This is a genomic window from Streptomyces sp. NPDC111744 (genome assembly GCF_055634995.1).
Window position 1 is genome coordinate 1 of the sequence record NZ_JBVKCG010000044.1, and the last position, 17,137, is coordinate 17,137.

Below are 17,137 nucleotides of genomic sequence, written 5' to 3' on the forward strand. Positions count from 1 at the left end.
ATCCGCCGCTACATCATCTGGCGAAACCGCCATGCCGACGACCGGCGCCTACGCGCCGTCGTCGACAGGGCGAACGTTGCCTGATGCGGCACTAGGTCGCCTGCGGGTCCCGTTGCGGGTAGCCGCCGACCGGGGGCGCGAAATCCTGGTGTCCGACCTCGTCCTCGACTCTGCCCACCCTGTCACCACCATGCTCGGTGACGGCTCCCGCACCCTGGTGACCACCGGCACCGGATACGGCACCGCCCTGGTCTGCCGACGCCTGGGCGACGAACTCGTGACGAGCGTGGACGTCGACCCATACCTGGTGGAGGCCGCGACCGACCGGCCTGCACCCGCGCACCGCCGTCTGCGACATCACCGAGACGTTGCCCGGCGACTTCGACCGCACCGTGTCCACCGTCTCCGTCCGGCCCGTACCCGCTTCGTGGCTGACCGCGCTGCGCCCCGGGGGCCGGCTGGTCACCACCATCACCGGCACTGCGATGATCCTCGTCGCCGACAAGACGTCGGACGGCGGCGCCCGCGGCTTCATCGCCTCCGACCAGGCCACGTTCATGCGCACCCGCCACGGTGACGACTACGACGGCGTCTCGCCGGCCGCCGAGACGGGACGACGACCTGCACTCAGAGTGCATGTGGTACCGCGGAGGGTGGAAAGGTACGTATGTTCAATCGGCAATGATCACGGCTGTATCACGGCTAGACGGGGCCGCATGGCCCGCGGGGGGTTCAGTGGTACCTCACCATGAGTTGGAGCACCGACCATGCACACCACCGCCCACGTGCATTTCCACGTTCTTGGCCCGCTCGAGATCTGGGAGGGCGAAAGGCGGATCAAGCCTGGTGGTCCTGTCAACGAACGCGTTCTGGTGATGCTGTTGCTGGAGGCGGGACGGGTCCTTCCCGTCTCCCGTCTGGTCCAGGCGGTCTGGGACGAGGAGCCGCCCTCCACGGCGGTGCACCAGGTCCGCAAGGCCGTCGCCGAGCTGCGGCGGCGGCTACCGTCCGGGCACGAGGTCATCGTCACCGAGCCGCCCGGCTACCGCGCGGTGCTCGACGACGGCCAACTGGACTTGCGGATGTTCGACATCAGGGTGCGCAGGGCGCAGGAGGCACGCGCCGAAGGACTTCTTGACAACGCTGTCATGCAGTTGAAGGCCGGACTGGAACTGTGGCGGGGGGGCTCCATCCTCGGTGGCACGGGCGGCCCCGTCATCGACGCCGTGGCGGCCGTGTGGAAGGAGCGGCGCCTGACCGCCACCGAACAGGTCTTCGAGCTGCGGCTCGAGCAGGGTGAGGCGAGCGGGCTGATCGGCGAACTGCGCAAGGCTGTCACCGCGCACCCCTACCAGGAGATCCTCCGGGGTCAGTTGCTCCTCGCCCTCTATCGCGCCGGACGGCAGGCGGAGGCGCTGGAGGAGTACGCGCGACTGCGGACCGTGCTGGCGGAGGAACTCGGCATCGACCCCGGCCCCAAACTGGCCGCGCTGCACGAGGCGATCCTGCGCGGCGACCCGGAACTGGACGCCCCACCGCCCCTCCAGGAGACGGCGGAGCCGCCGTTCGCGGTCACCGGAACCGCGCCGTGCACGCTCCCGTACGATCTGGCGGACTTCACCGGACGCCAGCAGGAGGTACGGCGGCTCACCGCTGCGCCACCCGCCGCCGGCGACCGCACCAGCCCGCACATCCTCGTCGTCGACGGCATGGGCGGAAGCGGCAAGACGGCCCTGGCCGTACACGCCGCACACCAGGTCGCCGACGCCTACCCCGACGGCCAGCTCTACCTCGATCTGCGCGGGTTCACCCCGGGCGAGGAACCCCTGCCACCGGCAACGGCGCTCGGCGTGCTGCTGCGGGCGATGGGGGTGGCCGGAAAGTCCGTGCCCGACGACGTGCTCAGCCGCATCGCGCTGTGGCGGATCACCAGTGCCCGCCGCCGGCTGCTGCTCGTCCTGGACAACGCGGTGGACGCGGCGCAGGTCCGCCCGCTGCTGCCCGCCTCCCCCGGCAGCCTGGTCCTGATCACCAGCCGGATCCGGCTGCCCGAACTGGAAGGCGCCGAAGGGCTCTCCCTGGGTCTGCTGACCGAGGAGGACAGCGTCGAACTGATGCGCCGCACCGTGGGCTCGGATCGCGTGGCCGCCGAACCGGACGCCACCGCACGCCTGGTCAAGCTGTGCGGACGGCTTCCGCTGGCCCTGCGGGTCTCCGCCGCCCGCCTGCGCAAACGCCCCCACTGGACGCTGCGCCACCTGACCGAGCGGCTCGGCGACGACGCCCGCATCCTGGGCGAGCTGGAATCCGGAGACCGTAGCGTCGCCACGGCCCTGCGCATGTCGTACGACGCCATGAAGCCCGAAGGCCGCGCCCGCTTCCGGCTGCTGAGCCTGCATCCGGGAGCCGACTTCGCGATACCGGTCGCCGCCGCGCTCCTGGACACCGACCCGCACACCGCCGAGCGGATACTGGAGCACCTGCTGGACGTGCACCTATTGCAGGAGTTCGAGCTCGGCCGGTACTCCTTCCACGACCTGGTGCACAGCTTCGCCCGGACCCTGCCGGCCGACGACGCCGAGCAGCGGGCCGCAGCGGTGCGCAGACTGGCCGAACGCATGCTGACCGACCTGGAGCGTGCCTGCGACGCACTGTTCCCCGGTCGGGTGCGCTACGGCAGCGCCCCGCCGGCCGACGACGGTACGAGAACGCCCGCCCTGCTCCCCGATGAGGCGCAGCGGTGGTTCGCTCAGGAGTGGCGCAACGTCGTCGCCGTCGTCCACCTCGCCGACCAGCACGGCCTGCACTGGCACGCCGTCTGGCTCAGCCGCGGCATCGGCTTCTACCTGCACGCCCAGAACTACTTCTCCGACTTCGAACAGACGGCCCGCCTGGCCGTCGACAGCGCGCGCAGCCACGGCGATCCGGAACTGCTGTGCGTGTCGCTGATCAACCAGGCGGTCGCCCAGTGGCAGCGCGATCTGTTCCAGGAGGGCATCACCTCCTCCAAGGAGGCGCTCAAGATCGCCTCCGGTCTCGACGACCCCCGCACCGAGGCGGCCTGCCTCAGCCGGCTCGGTGTGCTGTGCACCAGCGTGGGGCAGCTGGAGGACGCCGTCGGATACCTGTCACGGGCGAGCGAGGCACACCGCGCGCTGGGCTCCCCACGGGAGGAGGCGCAGGCCCTGGCCAACCTGTGCTTCGCCAGGGAACGCCTGGGACGTCTTCCCGAGGCCGCGCGGGCCGGTCAGCGGGCCGCCGCGCTGGCCCGCAGCACGGGTGACGCCGGCATCGAGGTCACCGCGCTGGCCAACCTGTCGCTGGCCCATCTGGGCCTGGACCAGCTCGAGGAGGCGGCCGACTGCCTCGACCGGGCCCGGGCGCTGAGCGAGCCGTTGCGCGCGCCGGCGCTGACGTCGCTGGTGCTTTGCAACCTGGCCGAGGCGGAGCTGAGGGCGGGGCGGCTGGACACGGCGCAGGAACACGGGGCGGCCGCGCTCGAGCTGGCCCGCGGCCACGGTTCGCGGGCCCGCCAGGCCGCGACCGAGAACGTGCTGGGCCGGGTGCACGGAGCGCGCGGGGAGCACCTGCGCGCTCTGGGCCGCCACCGGGCGGCGCTCGAACAGGCGACGGCCATCGGCCTGCAGACGGAGATCGTCCAGGCCCACCGGGGACTGGCCGAGTCCTTCCGGACGCTGGGTGATGCGGCCACCGCCGACGAGCACGACCGGGCGGCACGGAAACACGCCGCTGCCACGGCGCTGCCCACAGACCCGGTCGTGGACCCGGCCGCCGGGCCCCGAGCCTGACGCGTCCGGGCGCGGCGGCCGGAAGTGGAGACCGCCTCGACGGCGGTCGTCAGGACGCGGATCCGGCCGCCACGTCCGGCACCGGCACCCGTGCCGCCGGTGTCCGCACCGGCCGGCCCGCCGCCGGAAGCAGCCGCGCGGCGATCACTCGGGACAGGGCCGTCGCCCTGTCCGACCGGGAGCCGGGCGGCAGCGTGACGAACTCCGTGCCGGACGTGGAGCGCCGGCACCACGATCCCGGACCGGTCCCGGGATACCCGGCGGACGCCTGGCCGCCGCACACCACCAACCGGCTCTCGGTGACCGTGCGGCGCACGGCGTACGTCAGCAGGCCGTGCGGCGACGACGCCGACGTGCCCGGCTCGGGAGCCCAGCCGGGGGCGGCCGCGTCCGACACGAACAGGGTCGTGCAGACGGCGTGTCCGGCCGCCCTTTCCAACGTCCCGGCCAGCGCCAGCCCCAGGTAGGCGCCGACTCCCCAGCCGTGCACCGCGAACGGGCCGCTCACGCCCGCGTCGCGGACCTGGCGGACGAGCCCGTCCGCCAGGTCGGGCAGGGCGCGCGCCGCTTCCCGTTCCCGAGGGCGGGTGGACCCGTCGGCCGGGGGGCGCAGAACAACCGGCCGGACGGTGGCGGGCAGGGCACGGACCAGTCGGGTCACGTCTGTGACCGATGTGTCCGGTCCCGGCAGGAGAATCAGGGGGAATCGTGCTCCGCTCACCGTCATCACCGTCGCCTCCCGGCTCGACGTGGCCCGGACGTCAGCGGGTGGGGCCGACATCGGTGGCCAGGACCTGGCTGCGTCCGTCGGCGCCGTGCGCACCGGCGGATCCCGCCGCGGTGGCCGCCCAGCCGATCACCGCTGCCATGACCACGGCCAGTGCTGCGTGTCCGAACCACCGCATGTCGTGTTCCTTTCGAGCTGTCCGTTCTCTGTGTGCCACCACAGTGCGGCGCCCCGATCCCGATCACATCCCGGTGCGATACCGCCCGGTTACCCGGCAGGTCACCGCAGCGGTCAAGGCATCGCGGCCGCCTGGCCACCGCGCGCGAACCAGTACGCCGCGGCGATCAGACGCCGGACGACGGCCGTTTCCGCCTCGTCGCGCGGTCCGTAGACGAGCAGCGAACCGCGCGGTGCGACGGCCACTCCCCAGCCGGCCGCGACCACCGGTTCCGTCCACCCGGAAGGCAGCATCAGGTGGAAACTCCCGTCGTACGGCGGATGCACGTGCCCGAACTCCGAGCCCGCCAAGAACGCCTCGACGGGTCCGTGGGCCAGGACCGGGCCGAGGTGGAACGCGCAGGTCCCTCGTACGCAGACGTACGAGGGACCAATGCGGACCCCGTCGAACGCGGCGACCGCGTCGAGGACCCGCTGCCTGAGCCCGGCCGGTGCCGGATCGGTGAGCTGTTCGACCGGGGGGGCGGTCACGACCAGGGGCGCCGACCCCCGGCGCGGCGGCAGACGCATGGCCGTTCACCCTCCCCCCGTGGCGGAAGGCGGCCACCACGACCCGCCCGACGCCCGCGGCCGGTGCGAGCCGTGCGCACCTGGCGCAGGTTTTCGCCGTCCATGGCGGAGCGCACCGGTGTGGAGACCCCGCGCGAGGCCGGTGCCGTGTGCCGTGACGAACTCGCGGCGCTGGCCCGCTCCGTCGGCGGCCGGTGACCGCGGACAGCGGCGGGGTTCGTCCACCGCCCGCCGCGGCCACGCCAGGTGGGCGCCGGGGCCCGGCGCCGCGCCCCGCGCCGTCGCGGCGCCGCCCTCCGCCCCTCCTGCCGGGCGGGCGCACGGGGCGGACAACTGCTCACCCACCTCGCCGCGCTCCCGGGTCCTCGGCGGACGGGGTCTCGGCGAGGCGGATCCCCATGGCGTAGATCTCCCGCCGGTACCACCCGTGGCGGCGCCGGCAGCGGGCCAGGTCGGCGTAGCGGGTGAAGCTCCCGCCGCGCGCCACCCGGTAGGCGACGCCGGCGTCGCCGTACAGGTCGTCGTCCACGTACCGACCGCCGGGATAGGGCCGGTAGTCGTCCGCGACGTACTCCTCGACGTTGCCGCCCATGTCGTACGCGCCGAACGGGCTTCGTCCGGCCGGGTACATGCCGACCGGGGTGGTGGCCAGCGGGCCGTACTCCACGGTGTTGGCCAGGTCCTCGCCCGGCTCCTCGCCCCACGGGTAGGCGCGTCCGTCACCGCCCGAGGCCGCGTACTCCCATTCCGCCTCGGTCAGCAGCCGGAAGGCCCGTCCGGTGCGCAGGGCGAGCCAGGCCGCGTAGGCGTCGGCGTCCTGCGGGGACACGCTCCACACGGGGTGGTTGGCCAGCTGGGGCGGATACACGCCGAACCGCCACGAAGTGGGCAGCCCGGCGTCCGGGTTCTCGGTCAGGAACAGCCGGTACTCCGCGTTCGTCACGGGGTAGCGGGCGATCCGGAAGGCGGCGATGTCGGCCTCGTACTCCGGTGCCTCCTTCGCTATCCACGCGCGGGTCACGCCCACGTGCCGCCAGGCCGCGGCGACGGCGTCGACCCGGTCCGCCGCCAGTCCCAGCCGCACCCGCGCGGCCGGGACGTCCGCCATCGCCGGTGCCAAGGGGTCGATGCGCGGATCGCCCAGCAGGGCCAGCAACTGGCCCGCGGCCAGGCGCAGCAGCGCATCGGCCGCCGGGTCCTCCACCCGCCGGGCCAGCTCCCGCGGGTCCTCGCCCGCGAGCGTGCGGGTCAGCTGCCGCAGCCCGTCCTGGTCGACGCGGTCGGTGAAGGACGCGGGCAGCCCCATCGCCGTACGGTCGTCCAGCTCGTTGGGGTTGAGCGCGGGAGCCTCGGTCGTGGTCATGCCGCCGGCTCCGGATCCGGCTCCAGCGGGTAGACCCGCCCGTCGTAGGACGACGCGAGGAACCGGCCGCGGGCGGCGTCGTAGTGCAGGCTGGAGATGCCCGCCGTGGTCGGCCGCACCACGTACGGCCAGTCCCCGGTCGTCACGTCGTACACGGCCACCGTCCCCGCGTACGAACCCGTCGCGACCAGCCGCCCGTCCGCGGAGGCCGCCACGCACTTGACGGAGTGGTCGTGTGGCGTCGACACGGTGCGGCTCGTGCGGCCGTCCCAGATGCGCAGGGTCAGGTCGCGGCTGACGCTGGTGAAGCGGCCGTCCGGCAGCGGGGCGCATCCGTTGGCGATCCGCGCGTGGGCCTCCTCGACCCGGCCGGTCTCGGTGAACGTGTCCAGGGAGAACCAGGACACCGAGGCGTCCGCGCACACGGCGAACAGCGTGTCGCCGGAGACGGCGACACCCTTGACCGCGTTGGTGTGCAGCGGCAGCGTGGCGACGTGCTCGGGTTCCTGCCCCTCGCCGACGGCGAACACCAGGCCCTCGCCGGTGTAGGCGCCGACCACCACATGCGGCACACCGTCACGGGTGAAGGCCGCCGCGCAGTTCAGCGGTGAGCGGTGCTGGTGCAGGACGCGGCCGTCGCGGGCGTCGAAGACCCGGCCCAGCTGACCGCCTGTCAGCACCCGGTCGCCGACCTCGACGAGGAAGTTGCACAGGCTGCCGGTGGCGGCCAGCTGCCGTCCGTCCACCCACACCACTCCCGCGTCGCCGGTCGTCCACACCGCGCCGTCGGTCGTGGTGACGACCGCGTTGACGCACGCGGTGGGCTCCACGCCGGCCAGGTCCCACGTCCCGTCGGTGATCCGGTAGACCGCGTAGGACGAGCCGAAGGTGCCGAAGACGAGCGTGGAGTCGTCGAGGAAGGCGCACGAGCGGGCCCACACCTCGGCGGGGAGCTCGGCGGTGTGGGTGAGCCGCGGCCCCGCTTCGAGGCTGGAGGCGTCCCACACCCGCAGGGTGCGGTCGTAGCTGAGACTGACCAGGGACTCGGTGGCCGCGTTGTAGACCAGGCGCTTGATGCCGGCCTCGTGGGCGGGGGCCTTGCCGGTGCGGCCGTCGGCGATGGTGATGATCTCGCCGTCGTCGTTGCCCGCGTACACCACGCCGGCCCGGGTGATCGCGATGGTGTCGGTCTCCACGCCGCCCAGGTCGACCTCGCCGACCATGCCGCCGCTCTCCAGCGACCAGCGCCTGACGGTGCCGTCGTCGCTGGAGGTGAGCAGTTTGTCGCAGTCACCCAGCCAGGCGACGGAGATGACGTCGGCGGTGTGCCCCTCGAAGCGGGCCACCAGCGCGCCCGCGAAGTCGTAGACGCGCACCATGTGGTCCCGCGAGGCGGTGGCGACGAGTTCCCGGGTCGGGTGGAAGACCGACATCTCCACGTCGTCCTTCTGCTCGCTCAGGACCGCCCGCAACTTCAGGTCGGGCACCGACCACAGCCGGGCTGTGTAGTCGCTCGACGAGGTCAGCAGCAGCGTGCCGTCCGGGCTGAACACCACCTGGTTGGCCAGATGGTCGTGGACGGCGCGGGCGAGCGGCGCCCGGCGCGCCGCGTCCCACAGGATGACCTGGTTGTCGTAGCCGGCCGTGGCCACGTACGCGCCGCCGAAGGCCGCGACGCCGCTGATCGGCCCGTGATGGCGTATCACGCTGACTCCTCCAGTCGGATGGTGTGAGAGGTACGGGCGACCTTCGCCGTCAGGTAGCCGGTGTTGTGCGGGTTGACGAAGACACCCGTGGCGACGGTGCGCCGCACCCGGATGCCGCAACGGCGCAGTTGCTCGCACTTGTTGGGGTTGTTGGTGAGCAGGTCGATCTCATCGTGACCGAGGGCGCGCAGCATTTGCGCGGCCGCCGCGTAGTCGCGCATGTCCTCGCCCAGACCCAGGGCCCGGTTGGCGTCGTAGGTGTCCAGGCCGCGGTCCTGCAGCCCGTACGCGTCGAGCTTGTTGTACAGGCCGATGCCGCGTCCTTCCTGACGCAGGTACAGCAGCAGGCCGCCGGCGGTGTCGATCAGGCGCAGCGCCTCGCGCAGCTGGGGGCCGCAGTCGCACCGGGCGGAGCCGAACACGTCGCCGGTCAGGCACTCGGAGTGCATGCGCACCAGTGGCACGCCGTCCTGGACGGTACCCAGGCTCAGCGCCAGGTGCTCGCGTCCGTCCACCAGTCCCCGGAAGGTGGTGACACTGGCGGTGATCAGGTCGCCCGTCGCCGGGTACAGGGGGATGCGGACGCTCTGGCGCACCTCCGCCCGCGGCGGCACGTCGCCGGCGCCGTCGCGGTGGCGCAGCGCGGGCACGGACGCGGCCGGGAGGTCGGTGGTGCGGGTGTCGCCGGGTATGTGGGGCATGTTTCCTCCTCCTAGGCTGGCTCGTTCGTCGCCGGGGTCGTCAGGGTCCAGGCGGTGCGGGCGCGGTGCAGATGGACCAGCACCACCGACGACGCGACGCCGAGCGCCAGGAACGTGGCGTGCGGGCCCGCAGCGTGGTCGAGCGGGGGGATCACAACGGGGGACAGCAGTGCGACGGATCCGGTCAGCAGCCACATCAGTCCCGAGGCGCGGCCCATGACGGCCTGCGGCAGGTAGCGCACCCGCAGCATCACCACCGCGGCCAGCAGCGCGCCCTGGGCGACGGCTCCGATGGCCAGGGCGGTGAGGAACAGCGGCCACACCGGCACCGCCAGCAGGGCCAGTGACACCGCCCGGGCGGTCAAGGCCGCGGTCAGCAGCGTCCTGGGGCGCAGCCGTCCGCGCTGCGACACCAGCAGGTTGCCGGTCAGCAGGCTCAGGTTCACGGCCGCGAGGACCCAGCCGGCCTGTTGCCCGGACAACTGCCAGGAGTGGCGCAGTTCGAAGAGGACCAGGGACGTCAGGCCGGTGCCGCAGACGGCCTCCAGCACCATCTGCACGACGAGCGTGGTGGCGATGCGCCGGTCGGCGGTGATGTCGCGCCAGACGGCGCGCAGCCGCGCCGGGTTGCGCCGCCGGGCGTCGCCGGCGGCGCGGCGCGGCGGGCGTACGCCCGCGGCCCACACCGCCAGCGGCGCGAAGAACGTCGGCAGGTTCAGCCACAGCACGCCCCGGTAGCCCAGCAGGGGCAGGGTGGCCGCGACGAGGACCGGCCCGGCCAGCGTGGTGGCGAGGAACAGGCTGTTGAGGGTGCCGCGGGCCCGCGCCGGGCAGCGCGGGAACATCACGGGTACGTCTGTCATCCAGCCGGTCCGGTAGGCGACTCCGCCGACCGCCACCACCAGGGCGCACACGAACAGCACCCAGGGCTGCGGATGCCCGTTCTCCAGCAGCACGTTCATCGCCAGGGCCGCCGACGCCTGTGCCAGCAGCCCGTACAAGACCAGGCCGGCGGTGCCGCGCCGGTCGGCCACCGTGCCGAACCAGGGGGCGAGGAGCATGGACATCGGCACGGAGGCGGCCAGCCACGCCATCACCGTGAGCGAGCCGGTCAGGCGGTACGCCAGCAGCGGCAGAGCGGTCGCGTACAGGGCCTCGCCCACGTTGTTGACCGTGTTCCCGGCGGCGAACACCAGGAAGGCGCGCTCGGTGAACGGGGACGGCTCGACCACCTCGTCGCCATGGGCGGCACCGTGCCCGGCGCGCACCCTGCCGGCCGTGGTCACGGCCGGGCCGCGCCGGCCGCGGCGGGGAAGGGACGGGCACCGGAGGACCGCGGCAGCCACAGGTCGCGCAGTACGGTGAGAACCGGTCCTTCGCCGCTGCGGTCCAGGCGGAACAGCCGCAGGTAGCCGCCCCGGCCGCCGACGACCACGTACGCCCGGCCGTCCGCGCCGCGCAGCGCGGTCATTCCCTTGGGGAAGTCGGGCAGGTCCTCGTGCAGGGCCAGCAGTTCACCGCTGTCGTGGTCGTACGCCGCGATCTGCATGCCGTAGGTGACGACGCAGAGTGTGCCGTCGATCAGCGCGCAGTTCTCGGCCGTGTTGTCGAGCAGTTCCACGAACTGGCGCACCGGCTTGTCCTCGCCAACGACGAGTTCCTTGACGCCTCCGCCGCCGGTCACGCGCAGCCGGTCGCCGTCGACCAGCAGCCGCTTGGGGTAGCTCTCCAGCTCCGTCTCCCAGGAGACGCGGCCGGTGTCGTCGTAGGCCGAGAGCCGGCCCGTGCGGCATCCCAGTACCCGGCGCCCGTCGGGCAGGTAGGCCGACGCCCACGCGCTGGCAGGCAGTCCGTCCACGTGCAGGAGTTGCCGGCCGGTGTCCGCGTCGAACTCGAAGCCGCCCGCGTTGCAGGCCACCAGGACGCGGCTGTGGTCCGGCGAGACCGAGACGGTGTGGACGATGCCGGGCAGGCGGGCCTCCCACACGGTGGTGCCGTCGGGGGTGAAGCGGCGCACCGTGTCGGGCCAGAAGATCGCCACCCGGTCGTCGCCGCACGGCTCGGCACGGCGGGCGAAGCCGGGCGCGCCGTGGTACTCGTCGACCAGGGCCAGCCGGGCGTGGTCGCCGCGGGTGTCGAGGCGGACCACGGCGGTCCCGTCGTCGGTCGCGGCCAGTACGGTCGTCCCGTCGCCGGGCAGCGGGCGCAGGTCCCACACGCACTGGCGGTCGTAGTCGAGCCGGTGCAGCAGCTCGCCGTCCGGGGACAGGGCCGTGATCTCGCCGTCCTGGGTGAGGGTGTAGACGCGCCCCTCCTCGTCGATGGTGACGTCGATGATCTGGTGGCTGAAGCCGGTGACCCGTTTGCGGACGGTCAGTTCGGGGGCGGTGTTGTCGAACAGGAGCAGCTCCCCGTCGAAGCCGCCGATGTAGGCGGTGCTGAAGTCCGGTGAGAAGACGAGCCCTTCGACGTCGTTGCGGGCGAAGTGCATGCGTTCACCGATCGTGCCGTCCAGCCCGATCGTCACCACACCGTTGGAGACGTTGTGGGTGTCGTCGATACCGGCGTCGCCGATGGCCCAGAAGCGGTTGTGACGGGCGTCGTACACGACGCGGTGCACGTTGGAGGTGTCGATGCGCACCGTGGTCGGGAACGACCACTCCTCCAGCGAGCCGAAGTGGACTCGCCCGCGCCGGTCGGCGACGGCGTGCACGCCGGGGGCGTCGGTGCAGAACCATTCGAGCATGTCGTAGCCGTGCGGCCACTGGACGATCCGCTCGACGGCGAACGTCTCCACGTCGAGGACGACGACCTGGAAGTACCCGTTGTCGACGTACGCCTTGCCGTTCCACAGGCCGATGCCGCGCAGCATCGTGGGGGAAGGCTGTTCGCCCTCGAGCAGCAGGGAGCGGTCGGCGGTGGCGCGGGCGTCGAGGCGGTCGGCCAGATGCAGCGTGTCGGCGTGCCAGCGGCAGATGGTGCCGGTCTTGTCACGCGTGATGATCCAGTCGCCGGCGAGGGCGACGCCGTAGACCGGGTCACCGGCCGGGTCCTGGGCCGCGGCGGGGACGCCGGACGACTGCCGCAGGGTCAGGTCGTAATCGAGCCGGTGCAGACCACCGCGGACGTCACAGGCCAGGAGCCCGCGGCCGGGCAGGCTGACGATCCGTGTGATCCGTTCGGGGATCCCCATGGCGAAACTCCACTCCTGTCGGACGGGCGCAAAGGCAGCAATAACTGTCAGCAGAAGGCGTCAAGGGCGAAACAACGAAGATAAGCGTCAAGGGCGGAACAGGGGCAGGCATCAAGGCCGCACCGGCCCGGGCTAGCGGGCCCACCGGACGGAGGGGCGCCGTGACGGCCCGCGTGAGGCGACGGGGGCCCGGCACACACGCACGAAGACATGTGTGCCCCCTGGGGCTGGGTGACCCTGCCCCAGGGGGCGAATCCTCACTGCACTACAGGGTGAGGACGCATCAGATGGCGGCGCGGGTCACGCGGCGGACGAGCTTCGTCATGGGACTGCACCTCCTTCGCATTCTTACCTCGTGGCAGGGGGACTGACCGGGCACCTTAGATGGCGGCGCGGGTCACGCGGCGAACCAGCTTCGTCATGAGGGGCACCCCCTTTCAGGGATTCGGGCTCCACGTCGCGTGGTGCCGGACCGATGCGCCGTCCGCGGTCCGGACGGGCTTTCTGCCACCGGCGTGTACCTTGTGGGCACCAGGCGCGGGGCAAGTCTGTGGGGGGCACTGCGGATCCGGGCCGCCGCCGGGCCGCGGTCGGCCGGTCTCAGGCAACGGCCGCGGGGCACAGCTCGCCTGCATCGGCCGCCGGGCGGGTCACGTCCGCGACGGACGCGCTGCGCCGGGCCGCCCAGACGGCGTCGGTCAGCTCCTCCAGCAGGCCGACGACCGACGGGTCGGTGAACCCTTGTTCCGTGCGTGGCAGAGTTACCGCGTCACCGAGCGCGAGCGGCGGATGGGCGACGAGGACCGCACCGGAGCGCTCAAGGTTCACCCGCAGTCCCGGCTGGGCGTCCGCGGCACCTCGGGGACCCGGGGAGGCGCTCAGCAGCGCCGTCGGCAATCCGGTCAGGGCGCTGTCGCCCCAAGGGCGGGACAGCCAGTCGAGAGCGTTCTTCAGGACGCCGGGAGCACCTCCGTTGTAGGAAGGAGTGCTGATCACGAGGGCGTCCGCGGATGCGAGCAGCCGACGCGCCTCGGCCACCGCCGGAGGCCCGTCCGCCACGTCGAGGTCCTGGTCGTAGTACGGCAGGATCCGCAGATCCAGTACGGGCGTGTGCGCCTGCGCGTCCCGCCGGGCCAGCAGTCGGCGGATCGTGGCGACGGCGGTGCTGTTCACCGAGTCGCGCCGCAGACTGCCGGACATCAGTACGATCCTGGTCACCCCGGTCTCCCTGTCGTTCGGGCGGTTCCCCTTCGGGGCCGCCTTCCGATGACTTGAGAGTGACGCAGCGGGTTCCCGGCGCGGTCCCGATCCGTTACCGCGTCCTGCGGGCAGACCGGGAACCTGTCACGGGAAGCCGGGAGCAGCGCATGCCGTGGCGTGTGACACCCGGCGGCGACAGCCCGCAGGAAGAAGCCGCCGGCGACCATCCCGGTCTGCCCGGTACACCGCCGTGACCGGCGCACGCGTCCCTGCCTGGGGAGCGGGGCCCGTGACGGCCGCGACGGCGACCACCCGCGGCTCAGCACCGCCGTACGGGTGCGAGCCCCGGAAGCGGAGGAACCCTGGGTGGTCGACGACGGAGTCGCCGGGTTCGACTTCGCCGCCGGCGGCTGGCCCGCGTCCTGCCGTCGAGTCAAGACGGCGCAGGCACGCCCGCAGGCATAGCCGCACAAGCCCGTCAACCCATCTCCTGCACGAACTGGAAGAGGCGGGCTTCGTGAACAACGACCAGATCAGCGTGCGCATGGTGGTACTGCTACTGGTGGGCGCGTTAACCGTCGTCGTCGCTCTCCAAAACCCGGCGCTCGGAGCGGCGATCGGCGTCGGCGTCGTTGTTGTCGCCCTGCTCAACGAGCTGATGGGCAGATAGCCGGCGACCATCCCACCCTCGCGAACACGCGAGCGAGCCCCAGACCACATCGGTCCGGGGCTCGCGAGCTGTTCTGAGTGCGGCTGCTACAGGTCGAACTCGAGGTGCTCAATGTCCGTGAACCGGACCTCTTCCAGGCTTCCGGCGCGGCGGCCGCCGTCCTGGAAGTACACCTCCTTGAGCGCTTCGGCGGCGATCTGCTGGAGCTGCTGGTCGGTGGCGCCGGCCTCTTGGGCGTCGAAGAGGCGGGCGGCGTAGCGGGGCGGCAGGGCGACGGTCAGGTGGCGGATGCGGTCCTGGTCCGTCGACCCAATCGGTGCGGTGTAGCCGAGGCGGGCGCGTGTGTCGACGACGATGCCGCCGGTGGTCGCCGCCTTCTCGCGGGCCTTGGCCCGGATCTGCGGCTGCCACCGCTTCTTCACCTCGCGCTCCAGGCGCGCGGCGAGGTCCGGGCGGGGCTTCTTGATCTGGTCCTTCACGTACCGCTCGACAGTGCGCTGGGAGATCCGCAGCATCTGGGCGACCGGCTTGGTGCCGCCCAACTGCTTGACCAGGTACCGCATCTGCGGGCCCGCATTCTTGGGGGCCGGGCGGGTGAACGCTTTTTGCACCGCGGCGTCCAGGCCGTCCCCGAACAGGCTCATCGTCGCCTTCTCCTACTCTCCGTTGTCGACGTCGGTGACGGTGCCGTCCTTGATGTACCGGGCGAGGTTGAGCTGCGGTGCGTTGAACCGCTCGCGGACCTCTTCGCCCCACAGGACTTCCTGGGTGCCCTCGTGCTTGACCAGGCCGGGGTTGATGCCGAGCTTGAAGCCGCCGGGCAGCGGCTTGCCGTCCTTGTAGGGCAGGAAGTCCAGCGGGCTCTCACCGTTGGCCGCGTAGACGACGCAGTCGGACAGGACCGCGATCGGGTACTGCCCGGTGAACGACGCATGCTTGACGATCTTGCGGTGCAGGTTGATCCGGGTGCGGGAGATGACCGCCGCGCGGATGTCCGGCCGCCACGTTGGCCGGGACAGCGCCCGCCACGGCTCGCCCGGACGCCAGCCCTCGCCCCGGGGCCGCTCGCGCAGCTTGCCCAGACCGCCCTTCACTGTCGCTTTGACCGCTGAGACGACGATCGCCAGCTCCGGGTCACGGCCGCGGTAGCCGTCCATCGCGGCGAGGAAGTCGGCCGGCTTCAGGTCGGCGTCGACACCGAGGTCGGCCATCGTGGCGAGGTACGCGTCGCGCAGCCGGTTATACCAGCCGTCCAGGTAGCGGCCGTTCTCGTAGCGGACGTACGCCTCGATCGGCGTGACGTCGTAACCGAGCTCCACCGCGTACGCCACGGTCGGCGTCGCGTACCAAGCCGGACCCTCAGGGCGCTCCCCTTTCGGCGTGAACGGGCTGGGCAGCAGACTCGCGTCCAGGTCCGCCCACTTGTCCTTGCCGACCTTCACCCTCGACAGGTCCACGTGCGAGAGGTCCACCAGCCACGAGCCGGGCAGCTTCGGGTCGAACACCGGCGCCTTGACATGTGTCGGCGCACCGAGGCCGACGGCCAGGCCGTTAGCTCCGGCCGCGAAGGCCATGTTCACGTCGATGCCGACCAGGTGCCGCAGGGTGCACTCGGCATCCGTCATCGGCCGCGCCCAGTCGTACGCCTCCTCGAACAGCTTCTCCGCCGGGCCGCGCACGTGGAAGCGCGGCAGCTCCTTGAGGAGCGGGTGCCCGTCGGGGGCCTCGCACGGCGCGCAGTCCACCGGGTCCTTGCCCAGCGAGCCGGGGTTGTGCTCGGAGTGCCGCTTGCCGTCGGCGTCCGGTTCGGAGGCGTGGGTTGGCGGGTGCAGCGCGGTCATCAGCTCCAGGCCGGTGACGGCGGTGGAGCCGCGCGGGGTCATCACCCGGGCCGCGTACACGCCCAGCACACGGGCGAGTTCCGCCGGCGGGAGCTGCCCGGCCTCGCCCCAGTGCCGGGTGTCCAGCGCGTTCCAGGACGGGATACACAGCTGCACGCAGGCCCGCTCCGAACCGGTGGCGGGGCGGTAGATCCGCGCCCACGGCCCGAACCCGCGCTTGGTCAGCTTCCACTCCGCGCGGACCAGTTGCTTGATGACCTTGTGGCCCTCCGGGATCCGCCCAGCGAGGCGCTCTTCGTCGGTGAGGGCGACGGGCAGACCGTAGCGCTCCAGCGCGGCCTTGGTGAACACGAGCAGCGGGTCGGCGTCCTTGCCCGGACCGGACAGCTTCGGCTGACCGAGCTTGGCCTCCTTCAGGGTCCAGTCCACCAGGGCCGGGATGGACTTGGCGGGCACGTCCAGGACCAGGCCGCCGGTGCAGTACGCGAGGACCTGGCCGTCGGCCTCGACGTCGACGACCGCGATCGGACCGTTGGCGAAGCGCGGGTCGGCTCCGGCCGGGGTGTTCGCCGGGGCGGCCTTCCTCGCGGCCGGGCGCCGCGACGTGGACGACGGCCTGGTGGTGGCCGGTCGCGATGCGGCGGCCGGAGCGGTGGCGGGGCGGGGCTGGGAGTTCTGTTCGGTCGTCATGGCCGCAGCCTCGGGCGCCTCGCCTGTGGACAGAGTCCGCGCTTCCGGAGGCGGGAGGGGCATGCCGGTGAACGTCTCCGGCACCGCGGGTCCCGGGGCTGCCCCGGCGTCTGGGGCGGGGAAGCGCGCGGCAAGATTTTCGAGCAGTCGGGCGTAGGCGGCGCGCTGCGGCGGCCGCGGCTCAGTCTTGCCGGATTCCCAGTTCCCCACTGCTTCCCGGCGGGTCTCCAGGGCGGTCGCGATCTGCGTCTGGGTCAGCCCGGCTGCTTCGCGCAGCCGTTTGCGCTCAGCGTGCGGCGGCAGGTCGTTCTGGGCGACCTGGTCCAGCAGCGCATCAACAGCGCTGAACAGCTCGTTCTCAGTGGGCACAGTGCACCTCCACAAGACACCCTACATTAATCACGCGTTGGATCGCACATCGATTCGCGCTTCAATCGCTCATGATGTTAGGTTGATCGCGCCCACTCAGACACATCTAGATCGCTTGGGC

The 17,137-nt window shown here is 72.2% G+C and carries 13 protein-coding genes and 2 pseudogenes; 4 read left to right on the plus strand and 11 right to left on the minus strand.

What is annotated here, in order from left to right:
• The 3 genes and pseudogenes from ACZ7OO_RS42295 to ACZ7OO_RS42305 all read left to right on the plus strand — a co-directional run.
• Positions 1–84 (plus strand): annotated as a pseudogene (locus tag ACZ7OO_RS42295) (transposase); the annotation flags it as partial.
• A 68-nt stretch (positions 85–152) separates the two neighbouring features.
• Positions 153–599: pseudogene (locus ACZ7OO_RS42300) on the plus strand (protein-L-isoaspartate(D-aspartate) O-methyltransferase); the annotation flags it as partial.
• A 168-nt stretch (positions 600–767) separates the two neighbouring features.
• On the plus strand, positions 768–3,809 hold the full coding sequence (locus tag ACZ7OO_RS42305) for an AfsR/SARP family transcriptional regulator (RefSeq protein ID WP_471512722.1): 3,042 nt from the start codon (positions 768–770) through the stop codon (positions 3,807–3,809).
• A gap of 49 nt (positions 3,810–3,858) precedes the next feature.
• Here ACZ7OO_RS42305 and ACZ7OO_RS42310 read toward each other — a convergent pair whose 3' ends face one another.
• The 9 genes from ACZ7OO_RS42310 to ACZ7OO_RS42350 all read right to left on the minus strand — a co-directional run bounded on the left by ACZ7OO_RS42310 (position 3,859) and on the right by ACZ7OO_RS42350 (position 13,464).
• On the minus strand, positions 3,859–4,590 hold the full coding sequence (locus ACZ7OO_RS42310) for a thioesterase domain-containing protein (protein WP_471512723.1): 732 nt from the start codon (positions 4,588–4,590) through the stop codon (positions 3,859–3,861).
• Entirely contained in the window at positions 4,571–4,714 is a 144-nt protein-coding gene (locus tag ACZ7OO_RS42315) for a hypothetical protein (protein WP_471512724.1), read from the minus strand. The genes ACZ7OO_RS42310 and ACZ7OO_RS42315 overlap by 20 nt, the downstream gene beginning before the upstream one ends.
• 113 nt (positions 4,715–4,827) lie before the next feature.
• Complete coding sequence (locus ACZ7OO_RS42320) at positions 4,828–5,283, minus strand: luciferase domain-containing protein (protein WP_471512725.1); 456 nt, start codon at positions 5,281–5,283, stop codon at positions 4,828–4,830.
• 337 nt (positions 5,284–5,620) lie between these two features.
• Positions 5,621–6,646: a formylglycine-generating enzyme family protein gene (locus ACZ7OO_RS42325; RefSeq protein WP_471512726.1), complete on the minus strand. Its 1,026-nt coding sequence runs from the start codon at positions 6,644–6,646 to the stop codon at positions 5,621–5,623.
• Complete coding sequence (locus ACZ7OO_RS42330; RefSeq protein WP_471512727.1) at positions 6,643–8,352, minus strand: WD40 repeat domain-containing protein; 1,710 nt, start codon at positions 8,350–8,352, stop codon at positions 6,643–6,645. Before ACZ7OO_RS42330 ends, ACZ7OO_RS42325 begins: the two co-directional genes overlap by 4 nt.
• Positions 8,349–9,053, minus strand: coding sequence for a GTP cyclohydrolase II (locus ACZ7OO_RS42335; RefSeq protein WP_471512728.1), 705 nt, complete (start codon positions 9,051–9,053; stop codon positions 8,349–8,351). The genes ACZ7OO_RS42330 and ACZ7OO_RS42335 overlap by 4 nt, the downstream gene beginning before the upstream one ends.
• A gap of 11 nt (positions 9,054–9,064) precedes the next feature.
• A complete protein-coding gene (locus ACZ7OO_RS42340) occupies positions 9,065–10,339 on the minus strand; it encodes an MFS transporter (protein ID WP_471512729.1) in 1,275 nt (424 codons plus the stop codon).
• The gene (locus tag ACZ7OO_RS42345; RefSeq protein WP_471512730.1) at positions 10,336–12,246 is read right to left on the minus strand and encodes an outer membrane protein assembly factor BamB family protein; all 1,911 of its coding nucleotides are present in this window, start codon (positions 12,244–12,246) and stop codon (positions 10,336–10,338) included. The genes ACZ7OO_RS42340 and ACZ7OO_RS42345 overlap by 4 nt, the downstream gene beginning before the upstream one ends.
• Positions 12,247–12,846: 600 nt before the next feature.
• Positions 12,847–13,464 (minus strand): NADPH-dependent FMN reductase, encoded by a 618-nt coding sequence (locus ACZ7OO_RS42350; protein ID WP_471512731.1) that lies wholly within the window; start codon positions 13,462–13,464, stop codon positions 12,847–12,849.
• A 499-nt stretch (positions 13,465–13,963) separates the two neighbouring features.
• On the opposite strand from ACZ7OO_RS42350, the gene ACZ7OO_RS42355 reads away from it, so the two are divergent.
• Positions 13,964–14,116, plus strand: a complete 153-nt coding sequence (locus tag ACZ7OO_RS42355; RefSeq protein WP_355982265.1) for a hypothetical protein — start codon at positions 13,964–13,966, stop codon at positions 14,114–14,116.
• Positions 14,117–14,202: 86 nt separating this feature from the next.
• Here the strand turns inward: ACZ7OO_RS42355 and tpg are convergent, their stop codons facing one another.
• Together tpg and tap are read right to left on the minus strand one after the other, a co-directional pair.
• Positions 14,203–14,760, minus strand: a complete 558-nt coding sequence (gene tpg, locus ACZ7OO_RS42360; RefSeq protein ID WP_471512732.1) for a telomere-protecting terminal protein Tpg — start codon at positions 14,758–14,760, stop codon at positions 14,203–14,205.
• Positions 14,761–14,772: 12 nt separating this feature from the next.
• Complete coding sequence (tap, locus tag ACZ7OO_RS42365) at positions 14,773–17,016, minus strand: telomere-associated protein Tap (protein ID WP_471512733.1); 2,244 nt, start codon at positions 17,014–17,016, stop codon at positions 14,773–14,775.
• Between the last annotated feature and the right edge of the window lie 121 nt (positions 17,017–17,137).

Excerpts from the sequence above, each read along its gene's own strand:
- ACZ7OO_RS42305 (WP_471512722.1), top strand. The coding sequence starts at position 768 with ATGCACACCACCGCCCACGTGCATTTCCACGTTCTTGGCCCGCTCGAG.
- ACZ7OO_RS42310 (WP_471512723.1), bottom strand. The coding sequence starts at position 4,590 with ATGTCGGCCCCACCCGCTGACGTCCGGGCCACGTCGAGCCGGGAGGCG.
- ACZ7OO_RS42315 (WP_471512724.1), bottom strand. The coding sequence starts at position 4,714 with ATGCGGTGGTTCGGACACGCAGCACTGGCCGTGGTCATGGCAGCGGTG.
- ACZ7OO_RS42320 (WP_471512725.1), bottom strand. The coding sequence starts at position 5,283 with ATGCGTCTGCCGCCGCGCCGGGGGTCGGCGCCCCTGGTCGTGACCGCC.
- ACZ7OO_RS42325 (WP_471512726.1), bottom strand. The coding sequence starts at position 6,646 with ATGACCACGACCGAGGCTCCCGCGCTCAACCCCAACGAGCTGGACGAC.
- ACZ7OO_RS42335 (WP_471512728.1), bottom strand. The coding sequence starts at position 9,053 with ATGCCCCACATACCCGGCGACACCCGCACCACCGACCTCCCGGCCGCG.
- ACZ7OO_RS42345 (WP_471512730.1), bottom strand. The coding sequence starts at position 12,246 with ATGGGGATCCCCGAACGGATCACACGGATCGTCAGCCTGCCCGGCCGC.
- tpg (WP_471512732.1), bottom strand. The coding sequence starts at position 14,760 with ATGAGCCTGTTCGGGGACGGCCTGGACGCCGCGGTGCAAAAAGCGTTC.